The sequence below is a fragment of the Gordonia polyisoprenivorans NBRC 16320 = JCM 10675 genome (assembly GCF_000241325.1).
Taxonomy (GTDB): Bacteria; Actinomycetota; Actinomycetes; order Mycobacteriales; family Mycobacteriaceae; genus Gordonia; species Gordonia polyisoprenivorans.
The window spans coordinates 105289-122961 of record NZ_BAEI01000056.1 but is presented as its reverse complement, the minus strand read 5'-3'; the positions used below and the strand labels follow the sequence as shown (position 1 = coordinate 122961).

14 protein-coding genes are annotated in these 17673 nt (G+C 66.5%); 10 read left to right on the top strand and 4 right to left on the bottom strand.

The annotated features are described in order from the left end of the window. Positions 1-35: 35 nt before the first annotated feature. Positions 36-1028 (top strand): COX15/CtaA family protein, encoded by a 993-nt coding sequence (locus GOPIP_RS13810; RefSeq protein ID WP_006370310.1) that lies wholly within the window; start codon positions 36-38, stop codon positions 1026-1028. 22 nt (positions 1029-1050) lie between these two features. Here GOPIP_RS13810 and GOPIP_RS13805 read toward each other — a convergent pair whose 3' ends face one another. Further along, positions 1051-1905 (bottom strand): alpha/beta fold hydrolase, encoded by an 855-nt coding sequence (locus tag GOPIP_RS13805; protein ID WP_006370309.1) that lies wholly within the window; start codon positions 1903-1905, stop codon positions 1051-1053. Between the two features lie 116 nt (positions 1906-2021). Between GOPIP_RS13805 and GOPIP_RS28305 the strand changes: the two genes are divergently transcribed. Beyond that, positions 2022-2348, top strand: coding sequence for a MerR family transcriptional regulator (locus GOPIP_RS28305; RefSeq protein WP_081482504.1), 327 nt, complete (start codon positions 2022-2024; stop codon positions 2346-2348). Positions 2349-2387: 39 nt separating this feature from the next. On the opposite strand, the gene GOPIP_RS13795 is transcribed toward GOPIP_RS28305, so the two are convergent. Next, positions 2388-2777 carry a hypothetical protein gene (locus GOPIP_RS13795; RefSeq protein ID WP_006370307.1) on the bottom strand — a complete coding sequence of 130 codons (390 nt, stop codon included), beginning with the start codon at positions 2775-2777 and terminating at the stop codon, positions 2388-2390. Between the two features lie 90 nt (positions 2778-2867). On the opposite strand from GOPIP_RS13795, the gene GOPIP_RS13790 reads away from it, so the two are divergent. Beyond that, entirely contained in the window at positions 2868-3389 is a 522-nt protein-coding gene (locus tag GOPIP_RS13790; RefSeq protein ID WP_006370306.1) for a phosphoribosyltransferase, read from the top strand. Between the two features lie 37 nt (positions 3390-3426). Further along, the gene (locus tag GOPIP_RS13785; protein ID WP_006370305.1) at positions 3427-4392 is read left to right on the top strand and encodes a quinone oxidoreductase family protein; all 966 of its coding nucleotides are present in this window, start codon (positions 3427-3429) and stop codon (positions 4390-4392) included. A 17-nt stretch (positions 4393-4409) separates the two neighbouring features. On the opposite strand, the gene GOPIP_RS13780 is transcribed toward GOPIP_RS13785, so the two are convergent. Next, a complete protein-coding gene (locus tag GOPIP_RS13780; protein WP_170320204.1) occupies positions 4410-5426 on the bottom strand; it encodes a heme o synthase in 1017 nt (338 codons plus the stop codon). Between the two features lie 368 nt (positions 5427-5794). On the opposite strand from GOPIP_RS13780, the gene tkt reads away from it, so the two are divergent. The 6 genes from tkt to GOPIP_RS13750 all read left to right on the top strand — a co-directional run bounded on the left by tkt (position 5795) and on the right by GOPIP_RS13750 (position 14596). Then, positions 5795-7873 (top strand): transketolase, encoded by a 2079-nt coding sequence (gene tkt, locus GOPIP_RS13775; RefSeq protein WP_006370303.1) that lies wholly within the window; start codon positions 5795-5797, stop codon positions 7871-7873. Between the two features lie 90 nt (positions 7874-7963). After that, positions 7964-9085, top strand: a complete 1122-nt coding sequence (gene tal, locus GOPIP_RS13770) for a transaldolase (RefSeq protein ID WP_006370302.1) — start codon at positions 7964-7966, stop codon at positions 9083-9085. Between the two features lie 4 nt (positions 9086-9089). Next, entirely contained in the window at positions 9090-10631 is a 1542-nt protein-coding gene (zwf, locus tag GOPIP_RS13765) for a glucose-6-phosphate dehydrogenase (protein ID WP_006370301.1), read from the top strand. Positions 10632-10653: 22 nt separating this feature from the next. Continuing rightward, positions 10654-11571: a glucose-6-phosphate dehydrogenase assembly protein OpcA gene (locus GOPIP_RS13760; RefSeq protein ID WP_006370300.1), complete on the top strand. Its 918-nt coding sequence runs from the start codon at positions 10654-10656 to the stop codon at positions 11569-11571. Beyond that, positions 11568-12311 (top strand): 6-phosphogluconolactonase, encoded by a 744-nt coding sequence (pgl, locus tag GOPIP_RS13755; protein ID WP_006370299.1) that lies wholly within the window; start codon positions 11568-11570, stop codon positions 12309-12311. Before GOPIP_RS13760 ends, pgl begins: the two co-directional genes overlap by 4 nt. Before the next feature lie 704 nt (positions 12312-13015). Continuing rightward, the gene (locus GOPIP_RS13750; protein WP_006370298.1) at positions 13016-14596 is read left to right on the top strand and encodes an HNH endonuclease signature motif containing protein; all 1581 of its coding nucleotides are present in this window, start codon (positions 13016-13018) and stop codon (positions 14594-14596) included. A gap of 111 nt (positions 14597-14707) precedes the next feature. On the opposite strand, the gene ppc is transcribed toward GOPIP_RS13750, so the two are convergent. Beyond that, entirely contained in the window at positions 14708-17539 is a 2832-nt protein-coding gene (gene ppc / locus GOPIP_RS13745; RefSeq protein ID WP_006370297.1) for a phosphoenolpyruvate carboxylase, read from the bottom strand. Between the last annotated feature and the right edge of the window lie 134 nt (positions 17540-17673).

Below are 17673 nucleotides of genomic sequence, written 5' to 3'. Positions count from 1 at the left end.
ACTCCCCCGACAGCTCTCACGATTGCGGGACCCCGATGACGACTTCAGAGAAGACCCCCGCGGCCGCCGACCGGCCCGCGCCCGTCGCGACCACGCGCTCGGGCCTGGCCCGTGTCCCCGGCTTCGGTCGCCCGACGATCCGTTTCGTCCATCGCTGGGCGATCGCTCTGCTGGTCGCCAACGTGGGCATCGTCGTCACCGGCGGCGCCGTCCGGCTGACCGGCTCCGGATTGGGGTGTCCCACCTGGCCGCAGTGCACCGACGGTTCGTTCGTCCCGCACGAGGCGATGGGCTATCACGCGGCCATCGAATTCGGTAACCGCATGCTCACGTGGGTGCTCACCATCATCGCGATTGCCGCGGTCGTCGCGGTGTGGCGTCAGGCGTCTTCGCAGCGCCGCAACCGTGTCCTGGTGGTCCTGCTCGCGCTGGGCATTCCCTTTCAGGGTGTCGTCGGCGGCATCACCGTACTGACCGACCTGAACCCATGGGTGGTCTCACTGCACTTCTTGCTGTCGATGCTGTTGGTGTCGGGAGCCACGGTGCTCGTGTTCCGCACGAGTCCGTATCCACGGGAATCCGCGGTGACGGGCATCGCCGCACGCGTCGGCCTGATCATGGCGTGGCTCGTGTACGCGGTCACGTGGATCGCGATCTATCTCGGCACCGTCGTCACCGGCTCCGGTCCGCACGCCGGCGACGTCCATGCCCACCGCAACGGCCTGACGCCATCGCAGACGACGCAGCTACACGCCGACTCGGTCTTCGTCCTCATCGGTTTGGCAATCGCGGTTGTGGTCATCACGCGGGTCATGCGGATGCCGCAATCCCGGGCGGCCCTCACCTACGCGGGGCTGCTGGTCCTGCAGGGGATCATCGGCATGGTGCAGTACTTCACCGACCTGCCCATCCTGCTGGTGCTGCTGCACATGCTGGGCAGCGGGCTGCTGCTGATCGGAGCCACCTGGCTGGTGCTGTGGTTCCGGTTGTCGGACAGCCCATCTGGAGACCCGGTACCCCTCACCTGAGGGCACTGGAGCCCACGCGACCTCACCGCGCCAGCCAGCGCCGAATGTGCCCGACGAGTTCCTCTGTGCGTTCCAGAGGTGCAAGGTGCCCGACGCCGTCGAGCAGCGTGACGACGACATCGCCGGGCAACGCGTCTCGAAGCCGGCCGGCCTGTTCGACCGGCAACCACGGATCGTTCACCCCCCAGCCGATCTCGACCCGACATGTGACGTCCGCCAGTCGCGCACAGATCGGTTCGGTGTGGTCCTCCGACAGCTGCGCGACCTGTCGATAGAACGCAGCTTGGCCCACCTCACCGAGCCACGGTTCGACCAGCCCGCGCACTGTGTCGTGTGGCAGATCGACGACGGCGGCACCGGCGATGTAGCGATGCACGAGCGCCTCGTGCAGATCCGCGGGAAGTTGTTGGAAAACCTCGGCGTGCCTGCCCACCAGCGCGAAGAACGCAGAGCCCCATGGGCGCAGCGTCACCGCGTCGAGCAGGTAGACACCGCTCATCGCGACTCCGTCGAACAGGTGCGCGCCGAGCGTGACCGCCCCACCGATGTCGTGCGCGAGTACATGGGGGCGGACTGGGTTCCAGATACGCACGAGTTCGGCGAAACGTTGCCGTTGCGCGATCAGATCAACCGGCACCTCCGGACCCTTGGTCGACCGACCGTAGCCGGGCATGTCCCACAGGAAGACACGATGGCGCTCGGCCAATCGCCGGGCCACCGGTAACCACACCCCCGCCGACCACGGAGTACCGTGCGTGCACACCACATCGGGGCCTTTCCGCCGGCCCCGAGGGGGCTCGAGGACATAGGTCGCGATGGCGGCGCCGTCGATCTCGACGATGGCGGGCGTGGGCAATGCATCGGCTGTGAAAGGCATCCCCGAACCGTAGGACCTCAGGTCGACCTGAGGTCAAGGCATGATGTGGTGATGCGCATCGCCGAAGCGGCCGCACTGGTCGGCGTCGAAGTACATGTCCTGCGTCACTGGATGACATGGGCGTCGTCGTGCCCGACCGCACCCTGGCCGGGCATCGCGAGTACAGCGCCGAGCACGTGAGCCGTCTACACGTACTGCGCGCGTGCCAGCACGTCGGAATGAGCTTGCGAGAAATACGCGTCGTACTCGATCGCGACGCAGCCGAGCGCCGCCAGATCATCGATCGACGGATCGACGAGATCCGGGTGCGGCGCCGTCGATTGGCGGACGCGGAGTCGTTTCTCGTCCATGTCGTGGAATGTCGCCACGACCTGTTGACCCGGTGCCCGGAGTGCAGCGTCTTCGCCGGGTCGGACCCGGTCGAGCCCGAGGAAGCCGGCTGAGTCCCCGGTCACCTCGGCTTCCAGTCCCGGGATACCGACTCAGAGAATGGCTTGATTACGCGGCTTGGGAAAGTGCTTCTGTCCGGCGACCCAGCCGGCCATCTTGCGATAGTGCGACGGCTCGACGGTCGTCGACGACGTCAGGTCGCGGTCCCACTCGGCGGTCTCGACGCCGGCCACCGCTTCCACGACTGCGGTGGCGGTCGCGAGGTCGGCGACCACGCGATCGCCGAGGATGCCACCCTGTTCGCCGACGAGAGTGATCCGCACGCCGGCCGCGCCGATCGGCTGCAAGACGGCCTTGGCCGACCCGCCTTCCCGGCTGACGAACTTCTCGATCGAGGACACCACGTCTCGCGGTACCGACACGGTCGGGGCGGCGGTGGAGGTCTCGGAGTTCTCGGCTGCGGGCTGCTCGCTCATGGTCATCGAGCATACCGAGATGGGGCCGCCGGGTAGACACGCGCCACCATCGCTCTCAACATGTGCCGCCGCCCGAAACTTGGCAGAGTCACTGCCATGAACGCCTCCGCCACGACCCCGCCGGCCCCAGACGAGCGCGAAAAGCTGACCTGGGAGATGAACGGCCGGGCATGCCGCGACCTCGCCCAGCAGATCGCCGACGACGGCTTCGTCCCCGACATCATCCTGGGCATCGCCCGCGGAGGTCTCATCCCGGCCGGCGCGATCGCCTATGCGCTCGACTGCAAGCTGATGATCTCGCTGAACGTGGCCTTCTACACCGGCATCGGCGAGACCCTGGCCGAACCGGTGATGCTGCCGTCACTGCTGGAGAGCAGTGGACTACACGATCAGAAGGTGCTCGTCGTCGACGACGTCGCCGACTCCGGCAAGACCCTCGCCCTCGTCGACGACTTCTGCGAGCACCAGGGCCGCGTCGCCGAGGTCCGCAACGCGGTGATCTATCAGAAGCCGCACACGATCACCACTCCCGACTACTGCTGGCGCACCACCGCCAAGTGGATCGATTTCCCGTGGTCGGTGGAACCCCCGGTCACCGGAGCCGCCGAGAAACCGTGATGATTCCGACGTCTCGGCCGGGGTGTAGAAACGACTCATGCGCGCAATTCAGGTCACTCGACACGGCGGTCCGGATGTCTTGAGCTACGGGACGGTCGACGATCCGATCCCCGCTGCCGACGAGGTTCTCGTTCGCGTCACCGCCGTCGGCGTCAACTTCATCGACACCTACCTTCGCCGTGGTCTGTATCCCTCACAACCGCCGTATGTGCCCGGTACCGAGGGTGCCGGTGAGATCGTGGCGGTCGGCTCGGAGGTCTCCGATCTCGGTGTCGGCACTCGCGTCTGCTGGTGCGATGCTCCAGCCAGCTACGGCGAGCTCGTGGCGGTCCGTGCCGCTCGCGCGGTGCCGATCCCCGACGGTGTCTCCGACGAGGTCGCCGGGAGTTCGTTGTTGCGTGGGCTGACCGCGCACTATCTGCTCGACGGCAGCGCGCACCCCGCCGAGGGCGACGCGATCCTGCTGCACGCCGGTGCCGGTGGCGTCGGGCTGATCCTCACCCAGCTGGCCAAGCGCAAGGGTCTGCGGGTGATCACGACGGTGTCCTCGGACGAGAAGGCCGAACTGTCGGCCGCGGCCGGCGCCGACCACGTGCTCCGCTACGGCGACGACCTCGTCGAGCAGGTGCGAGGTCTCACCGACGGTGCCGGAGTGCGGGTCACCTATGACGGGGTGGGTGCAGACACCTTCGACCAGTCGGTGGCATCGACCGGCATTCGCGGATTCGTGGTGCTCTTCGGCGCGGCCAGCGGCCCGGTGCCACCATTTGATCTGCAGCGTCTCAACAGCGCGGGCTCGTTGTCGGTGACCCGACCGACCCTGGCGCATTTCATCGCCGATCCCGACGAATTGGCATGGCGCGCATCGGAGTATCTCGGAGCACTCGCCGACGGCGTCGAGGTGCGGGTCGGACAGCGGTACCGTCTCGCCGATGCCGAACAGGCTCACGCCGATCTCGAGGGCCGGCGTACCACCGGGACGTCGGTTCTCGTGCCGAACTGACGAGTTACCTCGGCGATCTAGAAGACGTGCGTGATGACCGGGAGGTTCACGACGGCGTCGATCGCCAGTCCGCAGAACAGGATCGCCAGGTACTCGTTGGACTGCAGGAAGATCTTGAGCGGCGTCACCTCCGCGCCCTGCCGGGTGTCGCGATAGAGCTTGTGGACCCGGCTGAGGAACCAGGCGCCGGCCAGCACCGCGACCGCCGCGTAGATCCAGCTGGCCGCCGGGATCAATGCCAGTGACGCCAGCACCGTGGCCCAGGTGTAGAAGAGCATCTGTCGGGTCACGTGCTCGTCGGAGGCGATCACCGGGAGCATCGGCACTCCGGCGGCCTTGTAGTCCTCGCGATACCGCATGGCCAGCGCCCAGGTGTGCGGCGGCGTCCAGAAGAAGATGACGAGGAAGAGCACCACCGGCTGCCAACTCAGGGTTCCGGTCACCGCCGCCCAGCCGACCAGGGTCGGCATGCAGCCCGCGGCCCCGCCCCACACGACGTTCTGCCAGGTACGTCGCTTGAGGATCATCGTGTAGACGCCGACGTAGAAGCCGATGGTCGCGGTCACCAACAGGGCGCTGAGCAGGTTCGCGGCGAAGAACAGCACCAGGAACGACGCCACCCACAACACGATCCCGAAGATCAGCGCACTGCGGGTGGCGACGGCCTTGCGGGCCAGCGGCCGGCGCGCGGTGCGCCGCATCTTCTTGTCGATGTCGGCGTCGGCGACCATGTTCAGCGTGTTCGCGCTGCCGGCTCCGAGCCAGCCGCCGAGCAGGGTGAACAGAATGACCGCGATGTCGACGTGGCCACGGTTGGCCTGCAGCATGACCGGGATCGTGGCGACGAGGAGCAGTTCGATGACGCGCGGCTTGGTGAGCGCGATGTAGGCCAGGACGGTGGCCCGGATGCGCTGCGGCCACGTCGCGCCGGTTTCCTCGACAACGCCATCCGTCGGCTCTGCGACGCCGGACTCACGGGACTGGGTGTGCCGAGCGGAGGTGGATCCGCCGGGAGCGGTGCCTTCTCCGCTCACACGTTCCCCAATCCTCACGTCCACTCCTACCTGCCCGAAGGACGCGCTCAGGGCAGTTGACCGGCTCTCGAACAGCGCGCCACGGCTACTACACAGCATGGTAGACGCTGCCCCACCCGATCGAAGAATTGCATGCGTCCACCAGGCCGCGGGCCCGACGACGCGCCGCGTTGCGCGCCGCAGACAAGGTTGCCGGGCATCGGCGGGCGGTGGCCGATTACTCTGGGAGCAGTGAGGCCCCTCCGACGTCCACCACACGTGACGGCTCGCGTTCCGTCCGGCGTGGCGTCGACCCTCGAATCCCCGCTGCTCGAATCCCCGCTGCGGCGAGCGCACGCACCCCGATAGGTACAGGAGACTGCAGAACAGTGGCAGACACAGACGAGATCCGCGAACTCACCACTGCGGCCCACCCCGAGTGGTGGACCGAGGTCGATTCGCGCGCCGTGGACACCGTTCGGGTCCTCGCCGCGGATGCGGTCCAGAAGTGTGGCAGTGGCCATCCGGGCACTGCGATGAGCCTCGCCCCGTTGGCCTACCTGCTGTATCAGCGGGTGATGCGCCACGATCCGACCGACACCCATTGGGTCGGCCGCGATCGGTTCGTATTGTCGTGCGGGCATTCCAGCCTCACCCAGTACATCCAGCTCTATCTGGGTGGCTTCGGGTTGGAGTTGTCCGACATCGAGGACCTGCGCACGTGGGGGTCGAAGACCCCCGGTCATCCGGAGTTGCATCACACGCGTGGTGTGGAGATCACCACCGGTCCGCTCGGGCAGGGACTGGCCTCGGCGGTCGGTATGGCCTATGCCGCACGCTACGAGCGTGGCCTGTTCGATCCGGACGCCGCGGCCGGCGCCAGCCCGTTCGACCACCACATCTACGTGATCGCCTCCGACGGTGACATCGAGGAGGGCGTCACCTCCGAGGCGTCGTCGCTGGCCGGCGCGCAGGAACTCGGCAACCTGATCGTCTTCTACGACAAGAATCACATCTCGATCGAGGACGACACCCAGATCGCGCTGACCGAGGACACCGCCGCCCGCTACGAGGCCTACGGGTGGCATGTGCAGCATGTCTCCGGCGGCGAGAACGTCACCGCGATCGAAGCCGCGATCGAAGCCGCGAAGCAGGTCACCGACAAACCGTCGCTGATCGTGCTGCGCACCATCATCGGGTACCCCGCCCCGGACAAGATGAACACCGGCGCGATCCACGGATCGGCGCTGGGCGCCGACGAGGTCGCCGCCACCAAGAAGGTCCTCGGCTTCGATCCCGACAAGAACTTCGAGGTGTCCGAGGAGGTCATCGCCCATACCCGCGCGCTCACCGAGCGTGGCGCCGCCGCCCACGCCCAGTGGCAGAAGGGCTTCGACGCCTGGGCCGCGGCCAACCCCGAGCGCAAGGCGCTCTTCGACCGCCTGTGGTCCCATGAACTCCCCGACGGCTGGACCGACGTGCTGCCGAGCTGGGAGCCGGGCAGCAAAGCGCTGGCCACCCGCGCTGCCTCGGGCAAGGTACTCTCCGCACTCGGACCGATCCTGCCCGAATTGTGGGGTGGCTCCGCCGATCTCGCGGGCTCGAACAACACCACCATGGACGACGTCGACTCGTTCGGACCGTCGTCGATCAGCACCAAGACCTGGACGGCCAACCCCTACGGCCGCACCCTGCACTTCGGTATCCGCGAACACGCCATGGGCTCGATCCTGTCCGGGATCGTCTTGCACGGTCCCACCCGCGCCTACGGCGGTACCTTCCTGCAGTTCGCCGACTACATGCGGCCCGCGGTCCGGCTGGCGTCACTGATGGCGATCGACCCGATCTACGTCTGGACCCACGACTCGATCGGCCTCGGCGAGGACGGCCCGACCCACCAGCCGGTCGAGCACCTCGCGGCGCTGCGCACCATCCCGAACCTCGATGTGGTCCGTCCGGCCGATGCCAACGAGACCGCCCACGCCTGGCGCCACCTGCTCACCCGGCGTGACCATCCGGTCGGCCTGTGCCTGACCCGTCAGGGTGTGCCGGTCCTCGAGGGCACCTCGTACGAGGGTGTCGCGGCCGGTGCGTACGTGTTGTCGGAGGCCGACGGCGAGCCGCAGGTCGTGCTGATCGGCACCGGCTCCGAGGTCCAACTCGCCGTGGAGGCACAGAAGACCTTGGCCGACAAGGGAATCCGCGCACGCGTGGTGTCCATGCCGTGCTTCGAGTGGTTCTTCGAGCAGGACGCGGAATACCGCAATTCGGTGCTTCCGCCGTCGGTGCCTCGCGTCTCCGTCGAGGCCGGCATCGCCATGCCGTGGTATCAGGTCGTCGGCGATACCGGGGAGATCATCTCCCTCGAGCACTTCGGTGCCTCGGCCGACTACAAGGTGCTCTACGAGAAATTCGGCATCACCGCCGACGCCGTGGCCACCGCCGCGCAGCGCGTCGTCGGCTCCTGACCCCACGCCCGAACGCCTTCCACCACAACCGAACACACCGAGATCGCGTGCCCCACAAGGACACCACGCGATGCACGCAAGGAGAGAACCGTGACCCAGAACGCCAAGCTCGCCGAATTGTCCGCCGCCGGTGTATCGGTGTGGCTGGATGACCTGTCCCGTGACCTGATCTCCTCGGGAGGTCTGCAGGAGTTCATCGACACCCGCTCGGTGGTCGGCGTGACCACCAACCCGTCGATCTTCCAGGCCGCACTGTCGAAGGGCAACGCCTACGACGAGCAGGTCAACGAGCTCGCCGCCCGTGGCGCCGACGTCGATGCCACCATCCGCACCGTCACCACCGACGACGTCCGCAATGCGTGTGACGTCCTCGCACCGGTGTTCACCGAGTCCCGCGGTGTCGACGGTCGGGTGTCGATCGAGGTCGACCCCCGACTCGCCCACGACACCGACAAGACAGTCGCGCAAGCCATCGAACTGTGGAAGATCGTCGACCGCCCGAACCTGCTGATCAAGATTCCCGCCACCAAGGCCGGGCTGCCGGCGATCACCCGGGTACTCGCCGAGGGCATCAGCGTCAACGTGACCCTGATCTTCTCCGTCGAGCGCTACCAGGGCGTGATGGACGCCTACCTGTCGGGCATCGAGGCCGCCGCGCAAGCCGGCCACGATATCTCGACGATCCACTCGGTCGCCTCGTTCTTCGTCTCCCGCGTGGACACCGAGATCGACAAGCGTCTCGACGCCATCGGTACACCCGAGGCGACCGCGTTGAAGGGCAAGGCGGCGCTGGCCAACGCCCGCCTGGCCTACGCCGCCTACCAGGAGATCTTCGAGGTCGAGTCACGCTTCCACGGTTTGGTCGACAAGGGCGCCAATCCCCAACGGCCGCTGTGGGCCTCGACCGGCACCAAGAACGCCGACTACCCCGACACGCTGTACGTCAGCGAGCTCGTCGCACCAAACACCGTCAACACCATGCCGGGCAAGACGATGGAGGCCTTCGCCGACCACGGCTGGGTCAACACCGACTCGATCATCGGTACCTCGGCAGCCTCACAGGAGGTCTTCGACAAGATCGCCGGCCTCGGCGTCGACCTCGACGACGTCTTCGTCGTCCTCGAGGACGAGGGAGTCAGCAAGTTCGAGGAAGCCTGGAACGAATTGCTCGCAGCCACCGCCGAGCAACTCGACGCCGCGAAGAAGGCCTGAACACGTGCCTACCGGCGGTCCCACGAAATGGCGTAACCCACTTCGGGATCCGCGTGACAAGCGGCTACCGCGCATCGCCGGCCCGTGCAGTCTGATCATCTTCGGCGTGACCGGTGATCTCGCGCGCAAGAAGTTGATGCCCGCGGTCTACGACCTGGCCAATCGCGGTTTGCTGCCACCGTCGTTCGCTCTCGTCGGCTTCGCCCGGCGTGATTGGGACGACGAGGATTTCGCCACGGTGGTGCACGACGCGGTCCGTCAGCATGCGCGCACCGGGTTCCGCGAGGAGGTCTGGGAGCGACTGGCCGAGGGATTCCGCTTCGTACAGGGGTCGTTCGACGACGACGAGGCGTTCGCGCGACTCAAGTCGACGCTGGCCGATCTCGACAACAAGCGCGGAACCGACGGCAATCATGCGTTCTACCTGTCGATTCCGCCGAAGGCCTTCCCGACGGTGTGCGAGCAGTTGCAGCGCAGCGGTCTGGCCGAAGAACGTGATGACCACTGGCGTCGGGTGGTCATCGAGAAACCGTTCGGCCACGATCTGCAGTCGGCGAAAGACCTCAACGGCATTGTGAACGCCGTCTTCCCGGAGTCGTCGGTGTTCCGCATCGACCACTATCTGGGTAAGGAGACGGTTCAGAACATCCTCGCGCTGCGGTTCGCCAATCAGCTGTTCGATCCGCTGTGGAGTTCTCACTACGTCGACCACGTCCAGATCACCATGGCAGAGGACATCGGACTCGGTGGCCGCGCCGGCTACTACGACGGGATCGGCGCCGCCCGCGACGTCATCCAGAACCACCTGCTGCAGCTGATGGCACTGGTGGCGATGGAGGAGCCGATCTCCTTCGAGCCCAAGCAATTACAGGCCGAGAAGATCAAGGTACTGTCGGCGACCCGCAACATCCTGCCGATCGAGGAGAACACCGCCCGCGGTCAATACGGCCCGGGCTGGCAGGGTAGCGAGAAGGTCCCGGGACTCAAGGACGAGGAGGGGTTTGCGGCCGACTCGACCACGGAGACCTATGCGGCGATCGCCCTCGAGGTCGACTCGCGGCGCTGGGCCGGTGTGCCGTTCTATCTGCGGACCGGAAAGCGGTTGGGCCGCAGGGTGACCGAGATCGCCTTGGTCTTCAAACGGGCGCCGCACCTGCCGTTCGACAAGACCATGACCGAGGAGCTGTCGCAGAATGCACTGGTGATCCGGGTGCAGCCCGACGAGGGCATCACACTGCGTTTCGGGTCCAAGGTGCCGGCGTCGAGCATGGAGGTCCGCGACGTCAACATGGACTTCAGCTACGGAACGGCCTTCACCGAGGCATCACCGGAAGCCTACGAACGCCTCATCCTCGACGTGCTGCTCGGTGAGCCGTCGTTGTTCCCGGTGAACGACGAAGTCGAATTGGCTTGGGAGATCCTCGATCCCGTCCTCGAGAACTGGGCGGAGTCGGGTAAGCCCGACACCTACGAAGCCGGGACGTGGGGCCCGAAGTCGGCTGACGACATGATGGCCTGGACCGGCCGCGCATGGCGCCGACCGTGACGACCGATGTGAGAGGACCCCGATGATCATCGAGATGCCCGAGACCTCGACCAACGACGTCGCCAAGAAGATGGTCGAGATCCGCGAGTCCGGTGGCGCGATCAGCCTCGGCCGCGTGCTGACCCTCGTCGTGGTGGCCGAACACGGCGAACCCACCGAGGCCGCCGTGGAAGCGGCGATCGGCGCCAGCAGCGAACATCCCAGCCGGGTCATCGTGCTGGCGTGCGGCTCCAGAAAGGGCGAGTCGCTGCTCAACGCGCAGATCAGGGTGGGCGGTGACGCGGGCGCATCGGAGGTGGTGATCCTGTCGATGTCCGGGCCACTCGCCGATCAACCGCACAGCGTCGTGACGCCGTTCCTGCTGCCGGACTGCCCGATCGTCGTCTGGTGGCCGGGCGCGGCACCCGAGGATCCGTCCGCCGACCCGATGGGCCGGATCGGTCGACGACGCATCCTCGACGCCAGCAAGTCCACGCATCCCGAGAGTGTTCTCGAACGCAGGCTGGCGACCTACTCCCCCGGTGACTCCGATCTCGCGTGGACCCAGATCACGCATTGGCGTGCGCTGCTCGCGTCGGCGATCGATCGCCCGCCGCACACACCGATCCAGTCGGTGGTGGTCACCGGACCGGCCCAGTCCCCGGGCATCGAATTACTTGCGGGATGGCTGTATTCGGCGCTCGGCGTACCCACCACCCGGTCGATCGGAAGTTTCGAGGTCCGGCTGTTGCGTGACCACGGCGCGACGGTCCTGTCGATCGATCAGAACGGCAACGCGGTGATCTCGGTGCCCGGCAAGCCCGATGGTCGGGTCGCCATGACCAACCGTGATCTGCCCGTGTATCTCGCCGAGGAACTGCGCCGCCTCGATACCGACGAGGTCTTCGAGCAGGCACTTCGTGGCGCCGTCGAACTGAGCCAGCAAGGACAACCGGCATGACCACCGAGACACTGGTTTTCGATGACAAGCAGACTCTGGTCGACACCGCGGCACGTCGGTTCGTCGATCTGATCGGTGCCGCTCAGCGCGCTCGTGGGGTTGCGTCGGTGGTGCTGACCGGTGGTAGCAACGGCATCGCGATTCTGGCGTCCCTCGCCGACGACAGCGGTGACATCGACTGGTCCAAGGTTGACATCTATTGGGGCGATGACCGATTCGTCCCGACCGGCGATCCGGAACGCAATTACGGGCAGGCCCGGGACGCGCTGCTCGACCATGTGCCGGTCGATCCGGCCCGGGTGCATCCGATGGCACCGTCGGACGGCGAGTTCGGCGACGACATCGAGGCCGCGGCAGCCGATTACGCCGCCACCCTGTTGGCAAACGCGGGAGCCGATGTGTCCCCGCAGTTCGATCTTCACCTGCTCGGCATGGGCGGTGAGGGCCACATCAACTCCCTGTTCCCGCACAGCGCCGCCACCGCCGAGACGCAGAAGACCGTTGTTGCCGTGGAGGACTCACCCAAACCACCGCCGCGGCGGATCACCCTCACGCTGCCGGTGGTCAACCGCAGCAAGGCGGTGTGGTTTCTCGTCGCCGGTGAGGACAAGGCCCAAGCGGTGGCCGCGGCTCACGCCGGCGCCGATCCTGCCGACTGGCCCTGCGCCGGTGCCCACGGCACCGAGGAAACCGTCTGGTTCCTCGACCACGCCGCGGCCTCCGCTCTCCCCGACGCCTGAAACCCCGTCGGGGTTGGAGCGACGTTTCCGCCATCCGATGTCCGCCCCTTCCCCGGCGGTCGAGGTGCTCGGCGACCAGGCGCTGGGCCTCGAGACTGCCTGCCACGGTGCAGGTTTCGATTCGCGGGTGATGAGAATACCTGTCGGCGAGCGGGGTCTCGAGGCTCGTCGCTGGCGCTCCTCGGCACCTCGACCATCGGATGGAATGGTCCGGGGTAGAACGACGGAGAATTCCCTGACCGAAGCTTGCCCGTCCCCCCGGTGGTCGAGCGCTTCCATCGCGGATGCTTGGCCGTTCCCCCGGGTGGTCGAGGTGCGAGCCGCGTGCGGCGAGCCTCGAGACCGCCTGCGCCGGTGCTGGTTCCAGCTCGGCGGGTGGTGCGGACACCTGTCGGCGAGCGGGGTCTCGAGGCTCGTCGCTATCGCTCCTCGGCACCTCGACCATCGGATGGAAAGCCCCGGAGTAGAACGACGGAACATTCCCCGACCGAAGCTTGCCCCTCCCCCCGGTGGTCGAGGTGCGAGCCGCGTGCGGCGAGCCTCGAGACCCTGGTGAGATGACAAGTATCGCAACCACATCCACTACCCACTCGACGACTTGTCCACAGATTTCTCGAGCCGCGCGATCGCCGGGCCGGTTTTGTCGGTACCCCTTCGTACACTTGTTCTCATCAAGTCCGATCGCGGGAGGGGAGGTTGTTCAGATGTCGAGTCTGCTGACGTTCACCGATCCGGATGCCGACGCTGCCGCGATCACAGCAATGTCGCGCGATGAGCTCACCGAGACCGGCCCGGACCTGCTCCGCGAGTCCCGCAAGTACGAGGCCCGGACGGTGCTGGCCGCTGCCGCGTTGGCGGAGCGGGTATTTCACGAGCATCTGGCCGGGCGGCCCGAGACCGGTGTGTGGGGGTCGGTCGTCGAGCATGCCGAGAGACTCGGCCGGGCCGAGGTATCGTTGCAGTTCAAGATCTCCCGCAGCAAAGCCGGGAGTTGGATAGCGCTGGCGGACCTCCTGGAGAAGCTACCGCTGATCCGCGCTGCGTATTTGAACGGGGAACTGTCGACGAATCGGGCTTCGATCATGGCGCGGGCCGCGCAGCGTGGCGAGAACATCGACACCACCGACACCGTCGAGGCCGGGGACAACGAGGAGATGACGTTCGAACAGATCGTCCTGGAATACGGGTCTCGGGCGACGACCGACCCGGTGCTCTCGCAACAACTCGACGCCGCGTTGATTTCGATGAACCCCGACAGTGTGATCGAGGAACGCGACACCATCACCGATCTGGTCGGAAATGTGACCATCACCCCCGATGTTGCTGGGCACTCCGCCCTCGATGCGGTCGTCCCCGCCCACTACGGGGTGTTCCTCACAACCCAGATCAACGCCCTGATCGATGAACGGACCTGCCGTAAGGACCCGCGACGCGTCGGGCCAGTGCGGGTGATCGCACTCGGGGAGATCACCGGCGTGCCCGGAGCCCGACTCGACTGCGAATGCGGGCAGGACGACTGCACGAAAGGCAGCGATGCCGTCAACAGGGACTCGGCCGAAACACCCTCTGACGCCGAGGATGCGGCAGCGTGGGACGACCTGCTACCCGAACCTGCCGACGCCGACGCTCCCGCAGTCGAGTTGGTTGAGTTGGTGGAGCCGGTCGTCGAACCCGAGGTCCCCGACCCGATGGATGAGCCGACGCCGGATGAGGTGCCGGTGGCGTTCGGACGGGCTTTGGTCGTACCCGGGGCACCCGTACTGACCGTGTTGAAGGACCCGGACGGGATTCTCGTACCGCGGTTGCAGGGATATGGGCCTATCGACCGCGATTACGCCACGACTTTGGCCGAGGTGGCGAAGACCATTCACTACCCCGAATCTGCCCGTGCTGCTGGGCCGTTGATCCCGCAGATCTCCGACCGACCCCAGGCACCGCCGGCGGATCCGACCGGACACGGCGGTCACACCGTGCCACCCCCTGCGGCATTGACGTATGCACCCAGCGCCACACTGCGCGCTGAGGTGCTGGCCAACGACGCCTGGTGCCGATACCCCTACTGCGGGATGCCGTCACACCTGTGCGACCTCGATCATTGGCGACCGTTCAACCACACCGACCCCGAGGCCGGAGGCTGGCCGGTGCTCGGTGACCTGATCCCGTTGTGTCGGGCTGATCATCAGCGCAAGCATCTCGCGGAGTGGGTGCCGACGCTCCTTCTGGATCGGAGGGTGGAGTGGCGGAGCCGACGGACGGGGCAGGTGATCGTCACGTATCCGCGGTGACGTCGCTTTTGCTGTGGGATGGAACCAGCTGTGGTGCACCGGGTCTCGAGGTGCCCGGCGCCTGGGGCGCCGGGCACCTCGACCACCGGGGGAAGCACCTCGACCGAGGACCTAGCCGCTGTTGCGCAGTGCGGTCGCCAAACCGTTCATCGTCAGCTGGATCCCTCGGCGGATTCGCGGTGAATCGTCACCGGCGCGGAACCGACGCAGAAGCTCAACCTGTAGCAGATTCAGCGGCTCGAGGTACGGGAAGCGGTTGTACACCGACCGTTTGAGTGCCGCGTTGTCGGCAAGAAGATCGTTGGTACCGGTGATCTTCGAGTACATCGCGATGGTGCGTTCGTGCTCGTCGACGATCATCCCGAAGACGGTGTCGCGCAACTGCTCGTCAGGCACGAGCTGGGCGTATCGATGCGCGAGTCCCATGTCCGACTTGGCGAGCACCTGCGCCATGTTCGACATCACGGTGCGGAAGAACGGCCACTTCTCGTAGTACCGCTGCAGGGTGGCCAGACGGTCCGCGTCGTCGCCGACCCACTGCTCGAAGGCAGCGCCGGTGCCGTACCAGCCCGGCAGCATCACGCGGGATTGCGTCCACGACAGCACCCATGGGATGGCCCGCAGATCGGAGATCTTCTCGGTCTGTTTACGCGACGCCGGACGGCTGCCGATGTTGAGTGCACCGATCTCCGACAGCGGTGTCGACGTCGTGAAGTACTCCACGAATCCCGGTGTCTCGTGCACCAGCGCGCTGTAGGCCGAGCGGGCCAGCGCCGCGATCTCGTCGAGAGTGGTGTAGGCGTCCTCGGATTCGTCCCCGAGTCCCTCGACGTCGAGCAGCGACGACTCGATGGTCGCGGCGAGCAACGTCTCCAGATTGCGTTCGGCGCTGACGGGTTCGGCGTATTTCGCGGCGATGATCTCACCTTGCTCGGTGATGCGCAGCGACCCCTGGACCGCGCCCGGCGGCTGGGCCAGGATGGCGTCGTAGCTCGGTCCCCCACCGCGGCCGACGGTGCCACCGCGACCGTGGAAGAGCCGCAACCGGATTCCGGCCTTGGCCGCGGCCTCGACGAGATCGAGCTCGCCGCGATAGAGCGCCCAGTTCGCGGCCATGTAGCCGCCGTCCTTGTTGGAATCGGAATAGCCGAGCATGACCTCTTGCATGCCCGACTGCCCGTCGACGAGGTCGCGGTACAGCGGGATGTCCAAGGCGGCCAACAGGGTTTCGGCGCCCTGCTGCAGATCCTCGATGGTCTCGAACAGTGGGACGATTCGAACCGTCGAGATGAGTTTCCCGGTGTCGCCGTCGATGTCGATCAGCCCGGCTTCTTTCAGCAGGATCATCGGCTCGAGCATGTCGCTGACCGAGGTGCACATGCTGATGATGTAGTTGGGCACCGACTGCGGTCCGAACCGCGCCACCGCGGTCGCGGCCGCACGGACGATGTTGAGTTCCTTGGTCGCCAACTCGGACAACTCGGCATCGGGCCGGGTGAGCGGCCGCCGGGCGGCGAGTTCATTGGTCAGGATCTCGACCCGCTCGGCCTCGTCCAGCGATCGGTAGTCCGGGTGCACGCCGGCCCACGCCAGCAGTTCGGCGATGACGTCCTCGTGCATGTCGGAATTCTGCCGCATGTCCAGCCCGGACAGATGGAAACCGAAGGTGCGCACCGACTCCCGCAGCCGCAGTAGCCTGTCGTCGGCGATGATGTCGTCGTTGGCGGCGCGGAGTCCGGCATCGATGACGTCGAGGTCGGCGAGCAGTTCGTCGGCGGTCGAGTAGGCGTCGGCACCGTCGAGCAGGAACAGATCCGAGGTCTTCATCACCTCCTCACCGAACAGCCCGGTCGCGGTGGCGACCAACCGAGAACGGATGTGGCGCAATGCAAGACGGAACGGCTCGTCGGCGGCCGCGTCCTCGCGGGGCACACCGGCGAGTTCGTAGACCGCGTCGGAGGTCGTCATGAGCCGGGTCGACATGCTCAGTTCCTGCGCGAGCGCCTCGAGCTCCGACAGGTGGTTGCCGATCGCCGTGCGCGCCGCGAGAGTCGTTGCCATCTCCACGATCTCGCCGGTGACGAACGGATTGCCGTCGCGGTCACCGCCGATCCACGAGCCCATCCGCAGCATCGGCTCGTCGGCCAGACCGGCGTTCGGATACGCCGACCGCAACGCGGCCCGCACCGAGGTGTTGATCTTGGGCACGACCTCGAAGAACGACGCGTCGTAATAGCGCAGGCCCGAACGGATCTCGTCCTGGATGGTGAGCCGCTCGAGGCGGATCAACGCGGTCTGCCACAGCGTGAGGATCTGCCTCCGGATTCCCTCGGTGACCGCCGCCTCCTCGGCGGGCGTCAGTTCGGTCCGCGACCGGTATCGCATCAGCTCGGTGATCCGGTTCTGCGCCTCGAACACCGACCGCCGGCGCGTTTCTGTCGGATGGGCGGTGATCACCGGCACCACCGTCGCGTCGGCGAGCGCATCACCCACCTCGTCATCGCCGAGACCGGCCTCGGCCAGTTTGGCGTATGTGGCGTCGAGGCTACTGTCCTGAGGCGGGTCGCCGGCCCGTACGTGAATCATCCGCCGGCGTTCACGGTGGATGTCCTCGGCCAGGTTGGCCAACAGCGCAAAGTTGCTGAACGCGCGGATGATCGGCATCGCCACCGAGATGTCGAGATCGACGAACAGATCAGCCAACTCGTCGCGATCGATCTCGGCCCGCCGGATCTTGAACGCCGCCACCCGCGCCGACTCGACGAGGTCGAAGACCTCCGCCCCCGAGTGTTCGCGCACCATGTCACCGAGAATGCCGCCGAGCAATCGGATGTCCTCACGCAGCGGTTCGGTGAGGGTGCGGCCCTCGTCGTCGACGACGATGTGGTCGACGATCGAGATGGAAGGACGCCAGTCCGGGGCACCGCGCGAAGGAGAGGTCATTGCCCCAGTATTGCGGCTGCGCGTGACGGTGGCATCTCGGGTGGGCATCTCGGGTGCACAGAAAGTCGAGAAAGTCGGGTACACAGAAAGCACTCGACCCGATGCGGCCGTAGCCGCATCGGGTCGAGAGAAAT

What these genes read in the sequence shown, in the direction of transcription:
- GOPIP_RS13750 (WP_006370298.1), top strand. Translation starts at nt 13,016, where the DNA reads ATGTCGAGTCTGCTGACGTTCACCGATCCGGATGCCGACGCTGCCGCG.
- pgl (WP_006370299.1), top strand. Translation starts at nt 11,568, where the DNA reads ATGACCACCGAGACACTGGTTTTCGATGACAAGCAGACTCTGGTCGAC.
- GOPIP_RS13795 (WP_006370307.1), bottom strand. Translation starts at nt 2,777, where the DNA reads ATGACCATGAGCGAGCAGCCCGCAGCCGAGAACTCCGAGACCTCCACC.
- ppc (WP_006370297.1), bottom strand. Translation starts at nt 17,539, where the DNA reads ATGACCTCTCCTTCGCGCGGTGCCCCGGACTGGCGTCCTTCCATCTCG.
- GOPIP_RS13760 (WP_006370300.1), top strand. Translation starts at nt 10,654, where the DNA reads ATGATCATCGAGATGCCCGAGACCTCGACCAACGACGTCGCCAAGAAG.
- GOPIP_RS13805 (WP_006370309.1), bottom strand. Translation starts at nt 1,905, where the DNA reads ATGCCTTTCACAGCCGATGCATTGCCCACGCCCGCCATCGTCGAGATC.
- GOPIP_RS28305 (WP_081482504.1), top strand. Translation starts at nt 2,022, where the DNA reads ATGGGCGTCGTCGTGCCCGACCGCACCCTGGCCGGGCATCGCGAGTAC.
- GOPIP_RS13790 (WP_006370306.1), top strand. Translation starts at nt 2,868, where the DNA reads ATGAACGCCTCCGCCACGACCCCGCCGGCCCCAGACGAGCGCGAAAAG.
- GOPIP_RS13810 (WP_006370310.1), top strand. Translation starts at nt 36, where the DNA reads ATGACGACTTCAGAGAAGACCCCCGCGGCCGCCGACCGGCCCGCGCCC.
- GOPIP_RS13785 (WP_006370305.1), top strand. Translation starts at nt 3,427, where the DNA reads ATGCGCGCAATTCAGGTCACTCGACACGGCGGTCCGGATGTCTTGAGC.